General features: G+C 68.5%; 17 protein-coding genes and 4 pseudogenes. 11 read left to right on the plus strand and 10 right to left on the minus strand.

Annotated features, from left to right (window positions below; translation table 11 throughout):
* Positions 1 to 85 precede the first annotated feature (85 nt).
* The 5 genes and pseudogenes from OH809_RS40235 to OH809_RS40255 all read left to right on the plus strand — a co-directional run bounded on the left by OH809_RS40235 (position 86) and on the right by OH809_RS40255 (position 4,561).
* Positions 86 to 2,785, plus strand: a complete 2,700-nt coding sequence (locus OH809_RS40235) for a glycoside hydrolase family 97 catalytic domain-containing protein (protein WP_406416103.1) — start codon at positions 86 to 88, stop codon at positions 2,783 to 2,785.
* A 37-nt stretch (positions 2,786 to 2,822) separates the two neighbouring features.
* Positions 2,823 to 3,257, plus strand: a pseudogene (locus tag OH809_RS40240) (hypothetical protein); the annotation flags it as partial.
* A 152-nt stretch (positions 3,258 to 3,409) separates the two neighbouring features.
* Positions 3,410 to 3,631, plus strand: a complete 222-nt coding sequence (locus OH809_RS40245) for a hypothetical protein (RefSeq protein WP_406416102.1) — start codon at positions 3,410 to 3,412, stop codon at positions 3,629 to 3,631.
* An 82-nt stretch (positions 3,632 to 3,713) separates the two neighbouring features.
* Positions 3,714 to 4,175: pseudogene (locus OH809_RS40250) on the plus strand (transposase); the annotation flags it as partial.
* Positions 4,172 to 4,561 (plus strand): hypothetical protein, encoded by a 390-nt coding sequence (locus tag OH809_RS40255; RefSeq protein WP_406416101.1) that lies wholly within the window; start codon positions 4,172 to 4,174, stop codon positions 4,559 to 4,561. The pseudogene OH809_RS40250 and the gene OH809_RS40255, both read left to right, overlap by 4 nt.
* Here the strand turns inward: OH809_RS40255 and OH809_RS40260 are convergent.
* Positions 4,509 to 5,180, minus strand: coding sequence for a response regulator transcription factor (locus OH809_RS40260; protein WP_406416100.1), 672 nt, complete (start codon positions 5,178 to 5,180; stop codon positions 4,509 to 4,511). The genes OH809_RS40255 and OH809_RS40260 overlap by 53 nt on opposite strands.
* Entirely contained in the window at positions 5,177 to 6,373 is a 1,197-nt protein-coding gene (locus OH809_RS40265) for a sensor histidine kinase (RefSeq protein ID WP_406416098.1), read from the minus strand. Before OH809_RS40265 ends, OH809_RS40260 begins: the two co-directional genes overlap by 4 nt.
* Positions 6,374 to 6,484: 111 nt before the next feature.
* Between OH809_RS40265 and OH809_RS40270 the strand changes: the two genes are divergently transcribed.
* A complete protein-coding gene (locus OH809_RS40270; RefSeq protein ID WP_406416096.1) occupies positions 6,485 to 8,017 on the plus strand; it encodes a hypothetical protein in 1,533 nt (510 codons plus the stop codon).
* Positions 8,018 to 8,810: 793 nt separating this feature from the next.
* Here OH809_RS40270 and OH809_RS40275 read toward each other — a convergent pair.
* The 6 genes and pseudogenes from OH809_RS40275 to OH809_RS40300 all read right to left on the minus strand — a co-directional run bounded on the left by OH809_RS40275 (position 8,811) and on the right by OH809_RS40300 (position 12,065).
* The gene (locus OH809_RS40275; protein WP_406416094.1) at positions 8,811 to 9,449 is read right to left on the minus strand and encodes a cysteine hydrolase family protein; all 639 of its coding nucleotides are present in this window, start codon (positions 9,447 to 9,449) and stop codon (positions 8,811 to 8,813) included.
* Between the two features lie 138 nt (positions 9,450 to 9,587).
* Positions 9,588 to 10,013 (minus strand): alpha/beta fold hydrolase, encoded by a 426-nt coding sequence (locus tag OH809_RS40280; protein ID WP_406416092.1) that lies wholly within the window; start codon positions 10,011 to 10,013, stop codon positions 9,588 to 9,590.
* Between the two features lie 338 nt (positions 10,014 to 10,351).
* Positions 10,352 to 10,456 (minus strand): annotated as a pseudogene (locus OH809_RS40285) (metallophosphoesterase); the annotation flags it as partial.
* Positions 10,457 to 10,508: 52 nt separating this feature from the next.
* A pseudogene (locus OH809_RS40290) lies at positions 10,509 to 10,685 on the minus strand (hypothetical protein); the annotation flags it as partial.
* Between the two features lie 190 nt (positions 10,686 to 10,875).
* Positions 10,876 to 11,703 carry a VOC family protein gene (locus tag OH809_RS40295; RefSeq protein ID WP_406416090.1) on the minus strand — a complete coding sequence of 276 codons (828 nt, stop codon included), beginning with the start codon at positions 11,701 to 11,703 and terminating at the stop codon, positions 10,876 to 10,878.
* 35 nt (positions 11,704 to 11,738) lie between these two features.
* Positions 11,739 to 12,065, minus strand: coding sequence for a plasmid stabilization protein (locus OH809_RS40300; protein ID WP_406416088.1), 327 nt, complete (start codon positions 12,063 to 12,065; stop codon positions 11,739 to 11,741).
* 261 nt (positions 12,066 to 12,326) lie between these two features.
* Between OH809_RS40300 and OH809_RS40305 the strand changes: the two genes are divergently transcribed.
* The 3 genes from OH809_RS40305 to OH809_RS40315 all read left to right on the plus strand — a co-directional run bounded on the left by OH809_RS40305 (position 12,327) and on the right by OH809_RS40315 (position 13,746).
* Positions 12,327 to 12,746 carry a hypothetical protein gene (locus tag OH809_RS40305; protein WP_406416086.1) on the plus strand — a complete coding sequence of 140 codons (420 nt, stop codon included), beginning with the start codon at positions 12,327 to 12,329 and terminating at the stop codon, positions 12,744 to 12,746.
* A gap of 300 nt (positions 12,747 to 13,046) precedes the next feature.
* On the plus strand, positions 13,047 to 13,529 hold the full coding sequence (locus tag OH809_RS40310; protein WP_406416085.1) for a DUF6328 family protein: 483 nt from the start codon (positions 13,047 to 13,049) through the stop codon (positions 13,527 to 13,529).
* 31 nt (positions 13,530 to 13,560) lie between these two features.
* A complete protein-coding gene (locus tag OH809_RS40315) occupies positions 13,561 to 13,746 on the plus strand; it encodes a hypothetical protein (RefSeq protein WP_406516172.1) in 186 nt (61 codons plus the stop codon).
* A gap of 182 nt (positions 13,747 to 13,928) precedes the next feature.
* Here the strand turns inward: OH809_RS40315 and OH809_RS40320 are convergent, their stop codons facing one another.
* Positions 13,929 to 14,417 carry a hypothetical protein gene (locus tag OH809_RS40320; RefSeq protein WP_406416082.1) on the minus strand — a complete coding sequence of 163 codons (489 nt, stop codon included), beginning with the start codon at positions 14,415 to 14,417 and terminating at the stop codon, positions 13,929 to 13,931.
* Between the two features lie 114 nt (positions 14,418 to 14,531).
* Here OH809_RS40320 and OH809_RS40325 point away from each other — a divergent pair, with 114 nt between their 5' ends.
* Both OH809_RS40325 and OH809_RS40330 read left to right on the plus strand, forming a co-directional pair.
* Positions 14,532 to 14,870 carry a thioredoxin family protein gene (locus OH809_RS40325; RefSeq protein ID WP_406416080.1) on the plus strand — a complete coding sequence of 113 codons (339 nt, stop codon included), beginning with the start codon at positions 14,532 to 14,534 and terminating at the stop codon, positions 14,868 to 14,870.
* A gap of 337 nt (positions 14,871 to 15,207) precedes the next feature.
* A complete protein-coding gene (locus OH809_RS40330; RefSeq protein WP_406516173.1) occupies positions 15,208 to 15,426 on the plus strand; it encodes a hypothetical protein in 219 nt (72 codons plus the stop codon).
* 153 nt (positions 15,427 to 15,579) lie between these two features.
* On the opposite strand, the gene OH809_RS40335 is transcribed toward OH809_RS40330, so the two are convergent.
* Positions 15,580 to 16,542 (minus strand): electron transfer flavoprotein subunit alpha/FixB family protein, encoded by a 963-nt coding sequence (locus OH809_RS40335; protein ID WP_406416077.1) that lies wholly within the window; start codon positions 16,540 to 16,542, stop codon positions 15,580 to 15,582.
* Positions 16,543 to 16,599 lie beyond the last annotated feature (57 nt).

Here is a 16,599-nt window from a genome sequence, read left to right on the forward strand (position 1 = left end):
GACCAAAAGTATGGCTGCGCTCTGCCGGGGGTGGCTGCCGACCAGATCGGCAGCCGCGCACCGGCCAAGCTCGCACGTAGTCCCCATGCACGTTGCTCCTCGCAACCGCATCCGGGCCGCTCTGGCCGTGGCGGTGGCCACCGCCACGGTGGCGCTGGTCGCGGTCAACCCCACTTCGGCTCTGGCCAGCCCCGCCGCGGCGGCCGGCGAACCGGCCACCTGGGTCGTCACCGGCCCGTCGCCCACGGCGCCCGCGTCGGCGCAAGTCCAGCTCGACTCCGCGGGGAAGTTGACGTTCGCCGTTGCTGATCAGGGTGTGACGGTGCTCGCGCCGAGCCAGATCGGCATCGAGACCGAGACCGCTGACCTGACCAAAGGCCTTGAGTTCCAGGGGCGCGCGGACCGGATCGTCAATGAGAACTACACGATGACCGTCGGAAAGCAGCGTGAGCGGCATGCCGCGTTCCGGGAGTCGACATTCTCGTTCGTCGGGTCCGGCGGCACGCGGATGGACCTCGTAGTCCGCGTCTCCAGCGATGGCGTCGCCTACCGGTACGTCCTGCCGGAGGCCGGAGGCGTGAAGGTGAAGCGGGAGGCTTCCTCGTTCTCCCTGCCCACCGATGCAACCGCATGGCTGCAGCCGTACGTCAGTTACTACGAGACCAAGCCTGCTGAGACGACCGCCGGCGCCGCAGCGACGGGTGATTTCGGCTTACCCTCACTGTTCAATGTGAACGGTACCTACGTCCTGCTCACGGAGTCGGACGTCGACGGCCGGTACTCCGGTGGTCGGCTGACCCATCAGGCGGGGTCGGGTACGTACGGCATCAAGCTGGCCGACGCGCAGGTCACCTCCACCGGCCCGCTGGCCACACCGTGGCGTACCGCTATCGTCGGTGATCTGGCAACGGTGACCACCTCAACCCTGACCGACGACCTCGCCCCGCCGACGCGGGTGACCGATACCTCCTGGATCCACCCTGGCTCGGTCGCCTGGTCGTGGCTGGTGGAACACGACAGCCCCCGTGACCCGGCGCGTCAGCGGCAGTACATCGACTTTGCCGCGCGCAACGGCTGGCCCTACGTGTTGATCGATGCGGGATGGAACCGCAGCTGGGTGCCGGAGATAACACGCTATGCGCGCGCCCGCGGGGTCGAGGTTCTGCTGTGGTTCCACTGGACTGACCTGGACACCGCGCAGGAGCGGGACACCACGCTGCCACTGATCAAGTCCTGGGGAGTGGCCGGTGTGAAGATCGACTTCATGGAATCGGATTCCCAGGCGCGGTTCAAGTGGTACGACGACGTGCTCAAGAAGACCGCCGAGCTGAAGTTGATGGTCAACTTCCACGGTGCGACCATCCCCCGCGGCATTCAGCGCACCTGGCCACACGTGATGAGCATGGAGTCGGCCCGCGGCCTGGAGTACATGACCCTGGATCCGCCGGACAAACTCCGCGCCGTGCTCAACACGACGCTCCCGTTCACCCGCAACGTCGTCGGCAGCATGGACCCCACGCCCACGGTCTTCAGCATTACCGGCCGCGACACCACCGACGCGCACGAGCTGGCGACGTTCATGGTCTTCGAGTCCGGCTGGCAGCACGGCGCGGACTCGCCGGAGAGCTACCGGATGCAGCCCGAGGCGCTGCGGATGATGGACCAGCTCCCCACCGCGTGGGACAAGACACGCCTGCTCAGCGGCCACCCTGGCAAGGAGGTCCTGCTTGCCAGGCGATCCGGCGACCGCTGGTTCCTCGGCGGACTCTCCGCCGTATCGGCGAAGACGTTCAAGACGCCGCTGAACTTCCTGCCGGAGGGCCAGTGGCGGGTGGAGACCGTCCACGACGGGCCGAGCGGCCTGATCCGGGAGACGGAGATCGTCAGCGCCAAGGACACGTTCTCGGTGCCGGTCGCCACCAACGGCGGGTTCCTCTCGATGATCTGCAGATACAGTGCGGACAGGTCGACCTGCGACCAGCCAGTCCGGAAGCTGCCGTCGACATCCCTGACCATGTCCTCGACCGAGACGGATGCGCGACCCGGAGACGCCGTCGACGTGAACGGAACGTTCAAGGTGTCAGCGGACGGGCCGATCACCGACGTGCAGCTTCGCGTCATGCCGCCCACCGGGTGGCAGGTTGACGGCCCCACCGTGTCGAAGCCCCGCATGCGGGACGGGGAGTCCATCGAGGGCCATTGGGCCGTCACGCCCCCGGAGAAAGCCGACTACGGCTATGTGGACCTGCCGGTGGTGGCCACCTTCCGATTCCCCAACGACCCGGCGGACCGCCCGGTGCATGTGGAGAAGGCAGTCCGGGTGTTCGTGCAGCCCCCCGCTCCGAGCGGGACCGCGTACCTCAGCGACCTGCCGTTCGTGAGCGCAACCAACGGATGGGGCCCGGTCGAACGTGACAAGTCCAACGCTGATTCGGGCGCCGACGACGGGACGACCCTGACCATCGGCGGGAAGACGTACGCCAAGGGCATCGGCGCGCACGCGTCCAGCGAGATCACCATCTTTCTTGGCGGCGCCTGTCGCGCCTTCCACACCGAGGTCGGCGTCGACGACGAGGTGGCCGATCGTGGATCGGTGGCATATCAGGTGCTCGGCGACGGTCGGCAGCTCGCCGGGACCGGCGTCGTCCGCGGCACCGACAGCGCCCATCTCATCGATACCGACGTGACGGGGGTCAGAATGCTCACGCTGCGAGTCACCGACGGCGGTGACGGCAATGGCTTCGACCACGCCGACTGGGCTGACGCCCGAGTGATCTGCGGCTGAGTCAACCGCCAGTCTGCACTCACCCGCGCACGTAACCATGCGTCGCGGCAGCCACCGGCCACGGCGGGTTCGGCGAGAGGTCCGGAGAAACGGACCGGGAGCAATCCCGGCACCGCGCTCCGGACCTCCTCGACATCGACGTTTCGGCAGTACCGGCGACCTCGCCATACGCAAACTGCTGCCAGCGCTGTACCACCGCGACCGCGGCAGCCAGCCCGCAACGCACACTCGCATCCTCGCTGTCTCCCGCGCCGGCCTGGACACAGGTGGCTACCGAGACAAGGTCACTGCCGAGCTCCCCACGTTCGTGCCCGAGGCGTCGTTCGACACCAGCACCGCCCGGCACTTCCTGTTACGGCTGCACCACGTCAGCATCGACATCACTGAAACCGACGGCTGGGACCAACAGGCCGCGCTGCTGGAAGACCCCGCCCGCATCCGCGTGTTCTACCTTGCCTGCGCCCCACAGCTTTTCGGCCGCGGAGCCGAGGAACGGCTCAGGCCGGGTAGATGGCGTGCTCGGTGCGCACGAGCAGACCCTGGGCCTCCATCCGGTGCAGGTGGTGCAGGACTGTCGCGGGGCTGGACAGGCCCACGCTCGCAGAGGACCTAGCCCACACCTAGTTGGGATCGACAGAGATCCGGGCCGCGCTGCGGCACGCTCCTCAGGCGGTCCAGGACGGGCGGCTCGCCGCACTGCTCGATGCGGCCGTCCAACTGATCGAGACCAGCGGCGCCGAGGCCCGCCCGTCGTACCTGGAGGTACGTCGGCTACTGGACGCACTCGTCACCAGCAGTGCGATCACCTTGAGCAGGGTCTGGCAGCCGACAGGCGGGCGCGTGTAGAGGTGTCGCGGGCAGTGGGGCAGCACCCGTGGCCCGCACCGTCGTTGAGCAGCACATGACCGACCTGTATTCCTTACGGCTTCACAAAACGGCCAACTTTTTGGACGCGCTGCCGAAGTCGACCCAGCCTGCGGCCAAGCGCGCGATCCAGGAGATCTACAACGCCGAGGACAAAGAACACGCGGCCAGGGCAGTTCGCGCCTTCGAGCGGGCCTACCAGGCGAAATACCCCAAGGTCGTCAAGCGGATCACGGACGACGAGGACGAGTTGCTGGCCTTCTTCGACTTCCCTGCCGAGCACTGGGTCCATCTGCGCACCACAAATCCGATCGAGTCGACCTTCGCCACGGTCCGGTTGCGGACGAAGGTCACCAAGGGCGCCGGCAGCCGGGGTGCCGCCCTCGCCATGGTCTTCAAGCTGATTGAATCCGCGCAGGCCCGCTGGCGCGCGGTCAACGCACCCCATCTTGTGGCGCTGGTGCGGGCCGGCGCCCGTTTTGAACGCGGCTACCTCGTCGAGCGCTCCGAGGAGGCCGCCGCGTGAACGGCCCCAACGGCGCCGATGACCGTTCCGTCGAGAACGAGCACCAGCGATTCGCCCGCTACCTGCACGAGCTGGCCGTCGTCCGTGACGAAGACGAAGCCGATCTGGTGGCCAGAATCCTGCGCGACTCGGACACGACGATGGCGCAGTCGGCTATTGTCCGCCACCTCGACCGTCACGCGGCGCAGCTGCTGGCCCACGAGGGGTTCACCGCCTGGGCCCGCGCGATGGCCGAGATCAGCGCGGAGCGAGAGTTCCTCGCCCGCCGTCTGCGCGAATGGGCCCTGCTGCGGTCAATTCGGATGGCCGTGCTCCTGGCCGATCAGAGCCTTATCAGCCGGTCGGGGCCTTGTCGATGCGGTAGCCCACCCCGGGCGTCGTCGTGATGACCGGCGGGCCGCCCAGCTTGCGGCGCAACCGGCCGATGGTGACGGTTACGGTATTGGTGAACGGGTCGGCGTTCTCGTCCCACACCTGTTCCAGGAGCTCCTCGGCGCTCAGGAAGCCCGGACTGGCCCGCAGCAGCGCCTCCAGGACGGCGAACTCCTTGACAGACAGCTCCATCGAACAGCCGTCGCGGAAGGCGGTCCGGCGTACCGGGTCGAGTTCGAGGCCGGCGACGCGCAGCATGCGCCCCCGGGCCGCGGGCCTGCGGCGGGCCAGGGAACGGATGCGCAGGATCAGCTCCGGGAAGTGGAAGGGTTTGGCGAGGTAGTCGTCGGCGCCGAGGGTGAGACCGCTGACCCGGTCGCCGGGCGACCCGGCCGCGGTCAGCATCAGCACCATCGCGCGATCGTCCCGCTCGGTGATCATCTGGCAGAGCGTGTCGCCGTGGATGCCGGGCAGGTCACGGTCGAGGACCACCACGTCGTACGAATTGACGTCGAGCTTGGCGGCGGCGGCCAGCCCGTCGTGCGCGACGTCGACGGCCATCCCCTGGTCCCGCAGCCCCTCGGCGACGACCTCGGCGAGCGACCGCGCGTCCTCGACGACCAGCACCCTCACGGTGTCATCCCTTCGAACCGGCCGATCGTTTCGAACCGGACGCCTTCCGCATCGGCCGCCGACGGCAACGCGGCCGTGACCCGCAGGCCGCCCTCCGGCCGGGCTCGGAGGGCGAGGCTGCCGCCGTGCGCGGCGGCGATCGCTGAGACGATCGACAACCCCAGGCCGGAACTCTCCTCCGAGCCGGTCCGGGCGGCGCCCAGCCGCTCGAATGGCTGCCCCAGCCGGTCTACCCGGTCCTGGTCGAGGACACGCCCGCCGGTCTCGACGACGAGACGCGCCCCGGTGTCGTCGTGATGGGTGGCGATCCGGATCCAGCCGCCCTCCTCGTTGTGCACGATCGCGTTGTCGATCACATTTTCCACCAGCCGCGACAACAGTGCCGGACTGCCCCGCGTCCAGGACTTCTGCCGCACCTCGTCGTCGACGGTCAGGTTCTTCGCGGCGATGTCGGTGGCCCGGGCGGTCAGCGCCTCCCCGGCCAACTCGCCGAGCGACACAACAGCCCGGTCCGCGAGGGCGCCGTGCTGCGCCCGGGCAAGGACGAGGAAGCCGTCCAACAGATGATCCACCCGGTCGAGCTCGGTCCGCAAGCGATTGGCGAGTGCCACGGTCGGCGCAGCGGGCTCCGGCTTGGCGACGGCCACGTCCAGCGACGCCCGCATCGTCGCCAGTGGAGTGCGCAACTCGTGTGAGGCGTTGCCGACGAACCGGCGCTGCGCAGCGAATGAGGCCTCGAGGCGTTCCAGAAGACTGTCAATCGTGTCGGCGAGCTCCTTGACCTCGTCAGCGGGCCCGGCCACGGCAAGCCGCCGATGCAGATTCTCCGCGGAGATCCGCCGCGTCGCCGCGGTAATCTGCCGCAGCGGGCGCAGGACGCGGCCGGCGAGGGCCCGGCCGAGCAGCAGGGAGACGACCGCCATCACCACCAGTGCGATCAGCGAGCCGACCAGTAGCTGGCGGGACTGCTGCGCATGCACGTCCGAGAGCTGCCCCTCCAGGTCGTGGATGTGCTGCTCGGCAGCGGCGAGGCTGGACTGGCCGGGCGGGGGCTGACCGGGAGCGACGCGGGCCGCCTCGCTGCCGGACAGCAGGTAGGTCAGGGTGAGCAGTCCGATTCCGGACACGAGGAACACCACGGCATACAAGATCGTGAACCGCCGTCCGACGGTCCCACGCCGCAGCTTGCCCATGGTCGCTCTCCCTGTCAGGTCTGGTCGAACTCAGGATGCCCCGCCGCACCTAACAACGACATGACAGCAGCCGTTCGGACGACGTTATGGGCGAATCCGTAGAACCGGACCATGCCTACGACCAACAAACTGCTCCGTCAGGAATGGACCAAATTCCGGCGTCCGGGCCGGCTGATCGCGATGGCGGCCGCAGCTCTGATCATCCTCGCCCTCGGTTTGCTCTACGCGGCCGGCAACCATGCGTCCTGTGACGGCTCGTGTCCGACCGACCCAGCCGGACCGGACGGCTTCCCCGTCAGCGACCAGTTCTACTTCCTGCACCGGGATCTGGGCGAGAACGGCAGCATCACCGTCCGGATGACGTCCATGACCGGCACCATCACCTACCCGCCGCCGGACCATGATCAGATCGTCTCGGGGCTGGCGCCCTGGGCGAAGGCCGGGATCATCATCAAGGACGGTGTCCGCCAGGGGTCCTCCTACGCGGCGCTGATGCTCACCGGCAGCCACGGCGTGCGGATGCAGTACGACTACCGCCATGACATCGCTGGCCACGCCGGTGGGGTCTCGGCAAAGTCGCCGCGGTGGCTGCGGCTGACGCGGTCGGGCGACAGCATCACCGGCTACGAGTCCGCCGACGGCAAGCAGTGGGCGAAGGTTGGCACGGCGAAACTGTCCGGGCTGGCCACGACCGTACAGGTCGGCCTGTTCGCCACCTCCCCGGGCGACTTGACGCTGCGGCCAACCGGCCTCGGCGGCGCCACCGAGGAAACGCGCTTCACACAGGCCGGCGGCGTCTTCGACCACGTCAGTCTGAAGGGCACAGCCCCCGCCCGGGGCTGGAGCAGCGAGGCCATCGGCGAGATGAACCACACCGACTGGGAGAAGTACCACAAGGCATCCGAGGCGGTGGTCGAGACGAACGGCACGATCACCGTCACCGGCACCGGCGACATCGGGCCGACAGGGACCGAGGGCAGCCGCCCCATGGAGCGCACCCTCACCGGTCTGACCCTCGCACTGCTCATCGTGCTTGTGGTCGCGGTGCGGTTCGCCACCGCCGAGTACCGCCCCAAACCCACGGGCGGCGCACCGGTCACCCGCCAGGTGCTCGCAGCGAAGGCGACCGTCGTCGGAGCCGTCACGTTCCTGACCGGTCTCCTCACCGTGGGCACCGTGATCCCGGTCGGCCCGGCGATCCTGAAGGCGAACGGGATGCCCGTCATCGAGGTGTCCACGCTCACAGGAGTGCGGGTCGTCGTCGGTATTGCAGCAGTGCTCGCCCTCGCGGCCGTGCTCGCTCTCACCCTCGGCGCCATGCTTCGCCGCGCCTGGCTCGCAATCCTCGTTGCCGTCTCGGCAATCGCGGTCCCATACGCCGTAACTGCCGTCCCGGTGCTACCCGACGGCCTGTCCCAGTGGCTGCTGCGGGTCACTCCGGCCGCGGGCTTCGCCGCCCAGCAGACCCTCACCGAATATCCGCAGGTCGCCGCCCACTACGCGCCCTCCGCCGGATACTTCCCGCTTCCGTGGTGGGCCGGGATCGCAGTGCTGTGTGCGTACACGGTGATCGCCCTAGGTCTAGCTCTGAGCCGCCTGCCGCGCGGCGATGAGCGGGCCGATCAGCCCGTCGACTGGAGATGACTCATGACGGCGCAGGAGCCCGCGACCTCCTGCGCCGTCACCGGGGGATACCGGAATGAGGCGACGTCGTTTTCGATCGAGGCGGCAAAAGCGACGACACCGCACCATTCTCACAATCGTTCATCTGTGAGAGTGGTGCGAGAGTCCTCGGAGTTCGCGGCGTCCGTACGGTGCTTCTCATGTCACGGCCCGACCGGAACAATCATCATGTCCGCCGAGGCCGTAAAGCGGTGGACAGCCCTCCGGTGCTGGGCGAGCATCTCCGCGATGAATAACGAACCTCTCTCCATCCCCAAACGCGTCCGCTTCGTCGAGCTCAGCGAAAAGGTGCTGCGGGCGCTTGCCGACGGTGACCTCGCTGGCGGCAGCGCCGAGGCCGGGGTCACCCTTGACGAATACTTCGTCTGCGACCGGGCCCGCTGGATCTTTGGCTGTCGCGCTGACCGGCTCGCCGAGGACCCGTCTGCCGCGCCCTGGCTCACGCGGGCCGCGGTGTCCGAGCCGGACGGGGCCGTCGTCGGCGACGCCGGGTTCCACGGGCAAGATCGAGGGAGTCCTCATACGCGCGAACGCTCCAGCCCGGTGAGAAGCCACAGCGGTGCTGTTCGCCGCTGGGCAGGGGCCCGATCAGGGTCAGGGCGTCGGCTGCTTCGTTCCCAGCCCAGTAGGCGACCGCCCTGCCGGGGTACGGGGCCAGATACTCGGAGGCGATGAAGATGTTCTGTCCAGGCTCCTGGAGCGATGCCTCGATGGTGTCCCGTTGCCCCCTCTGACAACCCGTGAACAAATCCGCTCAGGGGCTGGTTGCCGCTTGGGTCAGCCCCGAGGTGAACTCGTCCGCGGTGAGGATGGCGTGGGCATAGGTCGGAGCGTTGAGTTCGAACGTCGCTTGCATCTCCTCAGGGCGGAACGCGGCGATGGCGTCCTTGATCAGCGTGACGTGATAGCCGAGCTCCTGGGCGAATCGCGCCGTGGTGTCGATGCAGGTGTTCGCCCGCATGCCGATCAGCACGATCCTTGAGACGCGATGCTGCTTCAGCAGGAAGTCGAGGTCGGTGTTGGCGAAGCCGCTGGCGGACCAGTGTTCGTGCACGCGAAGTTCTCCCTCGCGCGGCTGGAAGTCCGGGTGGAACTCTCCGCCCCACGTACCCGCGGCGAAGACCTGTCCTTTGCGCGTTGCGTCCTGCGAGGGGGACAGATACGCCCACGTGTCGTAATCGCCTGGGGAAGTCCGTCGGTGGGGCACGAACAAGACGCGCATACGGGAGGCACGGGCGGCCGCCAGGACCTGACGCATGTGGCCGAGGAGGCCGACCTGCTCGGCAACTGCCTTTGTGTGCGGCCATAGCTTCCCGCCCTCGGACAAGAAGTCGTTGTACGGGTCAACCACAAGCAGTGCAGTGCTCTCGCCGGCGTATCCGGGATCATTCATGCCAAGGCTCCCCTCGCGGGTGTTCTGGACAGTGGCGGAACAATCGTCCATGAGACACGGACGCGTCGCCCGGCCGGAGGTGGATGGTGGTCAGCCCTCGAGGAAGTCCAGCAGCTCCGCGTTGAAGGCCTTCTCGTGCTAGCCGACCAGGCCGTGCGGGGCGCCGGAGTGAACCATGAGGGTCGCGTCCTTGATCAGCTCGGCGGACTTGGGCGCCGAGGCGACGAAGGGCACGATCTGGTCGTCGTCACCGTGCACGATCAGCGTCGGAACGTCGAAGCGCTTGAGGCCCTCGGTGAAGTCCTGCTCCGAGAATTGCTCGATGCAGTCGTACGCGCCCTTGAGGCCGGCCTGCATGCTCCACATCCAAAAAGCCCGGCGCACCCCGTCCGAGCCGGTGGCCCCTGGCCTGTTGAAGCCGTGGAAGGGATCCGCGAACTCCCAGTAGAACTGGGAGCGGTCGCCGGCGTTGAGAGGCCAGCCGTGGCTGAACACGACCGGCTGCCCACTGCCCCAGTCCTTGTAGAAGATCTCGGTCCCGTCAGCAGTGGTGAAGGCGCTCATCGCAGTTCCTCCCGGCAGACTTTCCCGAGCCTCCACACCGGCGACGGCCCTCGTCCCACCCACGACCGTGTATGTGCGGGGTTCAGCTCCTGGGACGCTTCACCGATTGCACCCACCGTCACGGACGCTGCTCACACCCCGCTCCGGCAGTCCGTTTCGACCATAGAACGCGACAGATCGGGGCGCCACGTTGAGCCGGATGGGGGAGTGCGCCTCTGTCGACGGGGCGGCGCCGAGCAGCAGATCAGGTCGGTGCGCTGAAGGGGCTGCAGACGGGCAGGCCTCGTCGATGGTGTACTCGGTGTTGTGCCGCCTGCTGTCGGAGGCAGAGGTAGCTGTCACCCTGCGTGCTCGCGTCCGTCCCGCGGGCCGAAGGCTTCGAGAGCGTCTGCGTCGGTTGCGCGCGCGTGCAGGAAGTAGTCGGCCCACTCCGCGATTTCGGGAGTGTCCTGCGGCGCCGGTCGTGTTCGCCTCGGGGTCGCCCTTGCCGACGGTGTACATGGCGCCGGCCGGCGACCAGATCATCGACATGGCCGTGACGATGTTGAGTACGTCGCCCGGAGAGAAGGCCGGGTCTACGATGCCCTTGGCCTGCGCGTCGGCGATCGACTGGACCCTTTCGTCATCGTGAGCACGGTGACCGGCTGTACTTTTCCGACGGGACCGAGGCAAGTGATCGCCGCGCCGGGCCGGCCGGAGCGAGGCGATTGCTCACGTCGCCTCGGTGGCCCCGGACGAACACCCAGGGCCACCGGGACCGCCGATCCTGTGATGACGGCGGCCGCGGGACATCATCACCGGCCGCGGCGAGCATCGCCATCCCCGCTGCGCGGTGGCGCCTTCGCCGGTCTCCCGGTATCGATTACACCGGTTCCTGGTCGGCTGTGGTCACCGGCCCGGCGAGTACCGATCCGGTCCACACGGTGAAGAGGCCGCCGCCGGGGTCGCTGATGACGGATTCCGTCCCGCCGCCGGGCGAGGGGGCCACGGGAGTTGCCATTCCTCCTGCCGTGCGTGCGGCGGCGATGACCGATTCCACGTCGTCGACCTGGAAGTGCACGTGCCAGCGTGGTCGCACGCGGGGGTCGGGAGATTCCCCGACGCCGCCTCCGCGCAGGGTGGCCACAGTGTTTTTGCCCTGGCGGACGGTGACGGTGTCGTGCTCGTAGGCGTAGGTGACCTCGCAGCAGCCGGGTTCGCCGGAGGCCCAGTCGAAGATCTCCGCGTAGAAGATGGCGGCGTCGAACGCGTCGCGGGTGCGCAGCTCGAGAAAGGCCGGTGCGTTGCCGCGGCCGGCCGACCAGGGAAGGGTGCGGCCTTCCCAGAAGCCGAACACGGCCCCGTCGCGGTCGGCTGCCATCACGCCCCGGCCCAGGCCGAAGCGCACCGGGCCGACGGCGATGGTGCCGCCGCGCTCACGGACCCGGGCTGCGGTGACGTCCGCGTCCGCCACGGCGAAGTACGGGGTCCACGCCCCGGCCACCGGCAGACCGGGCGCCACCTCGGCCAGCCCGGCCACCGATCGCCCCTGACAGGAGGCGACCGAGAAACCCGTTCCCAGGCTGCCCGGGCGGAACTCCCATCCCAGAACGGTCGAGTAGAAGTCCTGCGTGGCGCGCAGGTCGCGGGTTATGCGGTTGACCCAGCACGGCGTTCCGCACACGGGAGTGACGTGGCATGTAGGCGTCATCAGGATTCGTCTCCTCGCCCCCGCACGAGGGGCTGTCAGCGGCTGAGTGCCTCGCGCAGCTCCTGTTTGTTCATCGCCGAGCGGCCCTCGACGTTCTTCTTCTTCGCCTCTTCGTAGAGCTGGTCCTTGGTGGGCCCCTGTGGTCCGCGATGGGACCGTTCACCGCCACGCTGTGGGGCGGATTTCGGATCGCGCAGGGATGTTCTGTTCGCCGTTTTCGCCTCTCCCGAGCGGGCCCGCTCCTTGTTGACAGTGCGCGCGGCGATTTCCTTCGCACGCTCCTCGGAGACACCGCGCTTCTCGGCACTCTCCTTGATGTGCTCGTACTGCCGCTCCCGCTTACGACTGGATCCTGCCGGCATCACACCGCACCCTTCCTCCTGTCCGACCCTGTGCGCGGCAGCTCGGGTGGCGTTTCGCGCGCCCCGCGCGCCATCCCGTACCGGGCCACCGCATGCACTCCACGCATACGCCCACAACGCCTCGTACGCCACCCGGGGCAGCGCCGGGCTTCCCCGGACGGGCCCCGAGGGAAAGGCGCCCTGCGAGCGGCATGGACGGTGGGTGCTGCCGGCGGGGTCCCCTCGCTGCGCGACAGCCCTGGGCCGGCGCAGACTGGGGGTATGAACCCCTACGAGGGTCTGGCAACGGTGGAGCGCAGGGACGGGACCCTGGTCCGCGTGTGGGCCGAGGTCACCGTCGCCCAGGCACGCGGTGCGGCAGGCACCGAGCGGTCCTGGACGGCCCGGCTGACTGCGCCCGGCGGCGAAGGGCTGCTGGTGCGGGGCGCCGTCACCTTGATCCTCGACTCCGGGACCCGTTGGCCCGCCGAGGTCACCCACACCCAGCTGTCGTCCGGGCTGCACTCCCCGAGCTGGACCGAGATCCAGGGCACCGGGCCCGCCATGACCCGGCCAGGCGAGATCTCCGGCGGCCACGCCGCTCGGGACGACGCGCCGAAGCCCGGCGTCACGGGTCCCGGCGAGCGGCGAGAAACGGTTCTCCGGCCCGAACCGGACCCCGACCACGAGGGAACCGCATGAAGACCGGGGCTCATTCCGCACAGTGTGGATAGGGCGACCATGTGTGAGGGGGGCCGCGATGCTGTGCAGGGCGAGGCGTGCGGTTTGCGGTCGTCCGAGGTGGGCGGATACTGAGTTCCGAGTCGGTCCGCTACGGGATCAGGCCCCGATGTCGGGCGAGCTCAGCGTGTTCATTCCCTGGGCACGTCCCGCCGTTGTGGGCCGTGACGTACTCCAAAGGCCTCGCCCACGTGCCGTGCGCCGATTCCGTCCGGTGCGTTGCGCACCTGGACCTCGGAGGTGGGAGGGAGGATGTCGTGTGTGGATGCAGAGCGGGACGACAGCCGGCAGCCGGGCCGTGAGGAGACCTCCAAAGAACGGGCCGACCGCAATCTGATCGAACTCCTGCAGGAACTGAGGGTCATCCAGACCGGTGTGCAGATCGTCTTCGCGTTTCTCCTCGGCCTGGCCTTCACCAGCAGGTTTCCCACGCTCGACGCCATGGAGCGCTACACCTACGTGGTGACGCTGCTGCTCGCCGTGGTGTCGTCCGCGATTCTAGCGACCCCGGTCGCGCTGCATCGGGTGCTGTTCCACCGAGGCGAGAAGGCGCGCATCGTGGCCCTGTCGGCCCGGCTCACCGAAGTCGGCCTCGTCTTTCTCGCACTCGCGCTCAGCGGCGCCATCTTGCTTCTCATGGACGTCGTGCTCGGACTCAGGGCGGCTGTGGTGATCACTGCGGCTACGGTCGCCATGTTCGCCAGCCTGTGGTTCGTCCTGCCTCGAGCGCTGCGCCGTCCCTGAGGGTGCTCCGGATCTCTCTTACGGCCCGGCGGTGCTCATGGACTCTGGCACCGCCGGGACCGAGCTGGACGTCGAGTACCCCAACGGCGGAGGACTGCCGGAGCAGCCCCCCGTCCCGATACCGCCCGGCCGCTGGACAGTCCGCGCCGTCCACACCTCGGCAAACGAGGAAACCTCGGTGGGGCTGGTCCAACTACTGCGCTGGTCACCGAGGTGATGGGAAGTCCCCTCTGGGACAGGACATCAGGAGGCTTCTCCATCAATTCGGCTGAGCAGTCCATCGAAGATCTGCTGCCGTGCGACCTGCCCCTTGGCTGCCGCGTCGTCCCGCCGGCGTTCGAGGGTGGGCCGGACCGCCGGGGTGTGTCCGGTGCGTCGTAGGGCGACGGCGAGCCCGGTTCAGTGCAGGTCCACTTGGAAAGGATGACGACGGTCGGCGGGGCAGGCGAAGATCCGCAGGTCGCCCCATCGCCCTACGATGACTCCCGTTTCGTCATCGCTGGCCACGGTGAACAGCAGTGTCATATCGGTCTCGCACGTGCGGCAACGGAAGACCATCGGGTGCGTCAGGTGCCAGGTCGGCCAGCCTCCGAGTTTCCATCCCGCGAGACGAGTGATCACGTCGCCGCCGTTGCCCGTCCGGCGTACCAGCTCTTGCAGCGCCGGACGGAGCTCCGGCGGCAGTTGCTCCCGAAACGGGAAGTCGGTCAGCGGCTCGAGGGTCGTGGCGGGAGCCGCACGAGTGGTGCCGAACCGGTCGGCTGCACGTCCATTGGGGATGCCGGGAGCGAGCTCATCGAGGTGACCGGCCGCCCCGGCATCGTCCGCTCCGCCTACGAGACGGCCCGTCGCGGTGGCACCGTCCTGCCTCGTCGGTGTCGGCGGCATGCAGGACATGGTCCCGAGCAACGCCGGTGGTGACCGCCAGGCGCGCGCACGCTGCGGCGGCCGGGGCAGGTCATGATGGGTACTGCCGTGTTGATCACCACCTCAGGAGCGCCGATGGCGAGTCGGGTCCACCAGCCGCTGGAGAACGCGGAGTTCGATTTCGTTCTGGCAAAGGCCGACTCACCGGTGCTTGCGTACTTCTGCGGGACCTGGGCGAAGGTGGCGGAGGTGTGCAGGGACATGGACTCCCTCGTGCGCGAGATGGCCGACGCGTACGGGGAGCGACTGACCGTCGTCAGGACAGACATGGTCCGGTGCGCGGAACCGACCCGACGCTACGGTGTCACCGGCGCGCCCTCGTTTCTCCTGATCAAGCAGGGGGAAGTGACAGCGACCCGGACCGGTCCCCTGAACCGGGAGCAGTTCAGGGAATTCCTGGACGCCAACCTCTGAATACTCCGTAACTCCTGACACGGAGTTGCGCCGTGGCGCGGACGCCGACGCGCGGGGGTGCGGTCGGTTCAGGGCGCCCGAACGCGGAAGCTGTAGGGGTGAATACCACTGCTGACGACGGCTCACCCGAACGCACAGGCTACCGGCGATCGGCGGCGCCGCCGCGCGACGAGGCCCGGCGCCGCGAAACTGCTCGACCAGCTCATGGGCCTGGCCCTCGCAGGCCTGTGCCCGCCGTGTGATGGTTGAAGGAATGAGTGACTCTGTGTGCGGTGGCGGCCCTTGAACGGTCCGCTTAGCGTTGCCGATGCAAGCAGACGTCTCCACCGTGGACCGCATGATCCACCCCGACAACGAACGCCGAACGGTCCGCTTAGCGTTGCCGATGCAAGCAGACGTCTCCACCGTGGACCGCATGATCCACCCCGACAACGAACGCCGCATGGCCCAGCGCATGAATCCGCGCAAGACCATTGAACTGGCCGCCGGTCACGCCTCGTTGGCCTCCCAGCCCGGCCTGGTCACGGACTTCATCGAAGAAGCCGCCGCAGGCTGATCACGGATACCCGAAGGCGGGAGAGACGGGCAGAGCCTGTCTCCCCCGCCTTCCCGCGTGGTTGTGCCGCTGCACGACCAGCGACGGGCGGCGGCTCTGAGCCGGTGTGCAGGCGTGCCGTGCAGAACCACCGCACGGCACGCTGCATCGGGGTCAGCCCTTGCGGGAGTTGACCTCTTCGGTGAGCTGGGGGACGACCTGGAAGAGGTCGCCGACGATGCCGTAGTCGACGAGGTCGAAGATCGGGGCCTCGGCGTCCTTGTTGATCGCGACGATGGTCTTCGAGGTCTGCATGCCGGCCCGGTGCTGGATCGCGCCGGAGATACCGGAGGCGATGTAGAGCTGCGGGGAGACGGACTTGCCGGTCTGGCCGACCTGGCTGGAGTGCGGGTACCAGCCGGCGTCGACCGCGGCACGCGAGGCACCCACGGCCGCGCCGAGGGAGTCGGCGAGCGCCTCGATGATGTGGAAGTTCTCCGCACCGTTGACACCACGGCCGCCGGAGACCACGATCGCGGCCTCGGTCAGCTCCGGGCGCCCGGTCGACTCGCGCGGGGTGCGGGACAGGACCTTCGTGCCGGTGGCCTGCGCGGAGAACGTGACCGGCAGGGTCTGGACCGCACCGGCGGCGGGGGCCGGCTCGACAGGCGCCGAGTTCGGCTTGACCGTGATGACCGGGGTGCCCCGCGAAACACGGGACTTGGTGGTGAACGACGCGGCGAACGCGGACTGGGTGGCCACCGGACCCAGCTCACCGGCCTCCAGGTCCACCGCGTCCGTGATGATCCCGGACCCGATCCGGACCGCGAGCCGGGCCGCGATCTCCTTGCCCTCCGCGGAGGACGGCACCAGCACCGCGGCCGGGGACACCGCATCGAACGCGGCCTGCAGCGCGTCGACCTTCGGCACGACCAGGTAATCGGCGAACTCCGGCGCCTCGGCGGTCAGGACCTTGACCGCACCGTGCTCGGCGAGCACCGCCGCGGTGCCGGCCGCACCACTGCCCAGCGCGACCGCGACCGGGTCACCGATCCGGCGGGCCAGCGTCAGCAGCTCCAGGGTGGGCTTGCGGACGGCACCGTCCACGTGGTCGACATAGACGAGAACTTCAGCCATGGGACTTCAATCTCCTGCGGAAACGAGGGTGACAGGGGCGGTGAGGAACGAACGGAC

This window comes from Streptomyces sp. NBC_00873 (assembly GCF_045207415.1).
Taxonomy (GTDB): domain Bacteria; phylum Actinomycetota; class Actinomycetes; order Streptomycetales; family Streptomycetaceae; genus Streptomyces.

Coding starts and splice junctions, on each gene's coding strand:
- OH809_RS40235 (WP_406416103.1), top strand. CDS start 86: ATGCACGTTGCTCCTCGCAACCGCATCCGGGCCGCTCTGGCCGTGGCG.
- OH809_RS40265 (WP_406416098.1), bottom strand. CDS start 6,373: ATGGGCAAGCTGCGGCGTGGGACCGTCGGACGGCGGTTCACGATCTTG.
- OH809_RS40270 (WP_406416096.1), top strand. CDS start 6,485: ATGCCTACGACCAACAAACTGCTCCGTCAGGAATGGACCAAATTCCGG.
- OH809_RS40275 (WP_406416094.1), bottom strand. CDS start 9,449: ATGAATGATCCCGGATACGCCGGCGAGAGCACTGCACTGCTTGTGGTT.
- OH809_RS40280 (WP_406416092.1), bottom strand. CDS start 10,013: ATGAGCGCCTTCACCACTGCTGACGGGACCGAGATCTTCTACAAGGAC.
- OH809_RS40295 (WP_406416090.1), bottom strand. CDS start 11,703: ATGACGCCTACATGCCACGTCACTCCCGTGTGCGGAACGCCGTGCTGG.
- OH809_RS40300 (WP_406416088.1), bottom strand. CDS start 12,065: ATGCCGGCAGGATCCAGTCGTAAGCGGGAGCGGCAGTACGAGCACATC.
- OH809_RS40305 (WP_406416086.1), top strand. CDS start 12,327: ATGAACCCCTACGAGGGTCTGGCAACGGTGGAGCGCAGGGACGGGACC.
- OH809_RS40320 (WP_406416082.1), bottom strand. CDS start 14,417: ATGCCGCCGACACCGACGAGGCAGGACGGTGCCACCGCGACGGGCCGT.
- OH809_RS40325 (WP_406416080.1), top strand. CDS start 14,532: ATGGCGAGTCGGGTCCACCAGCCGCTGGAGAACGCGGAGTTCGATTTC.
- OH809_RS40330 (WP_406516173.1), top strand. CDS start 15,208: ATGATCCACCCCGACAACGAACGCCGAACGGTCCGCTTAGCGTTGCCG.
- OH809_RS40335 (WP_406416077.1), bottom strand. CDS start 16,542: ATGGCTGAAGTTCTCGTCTATGTCGACCACGTGGACGGTGCCGTCCGC.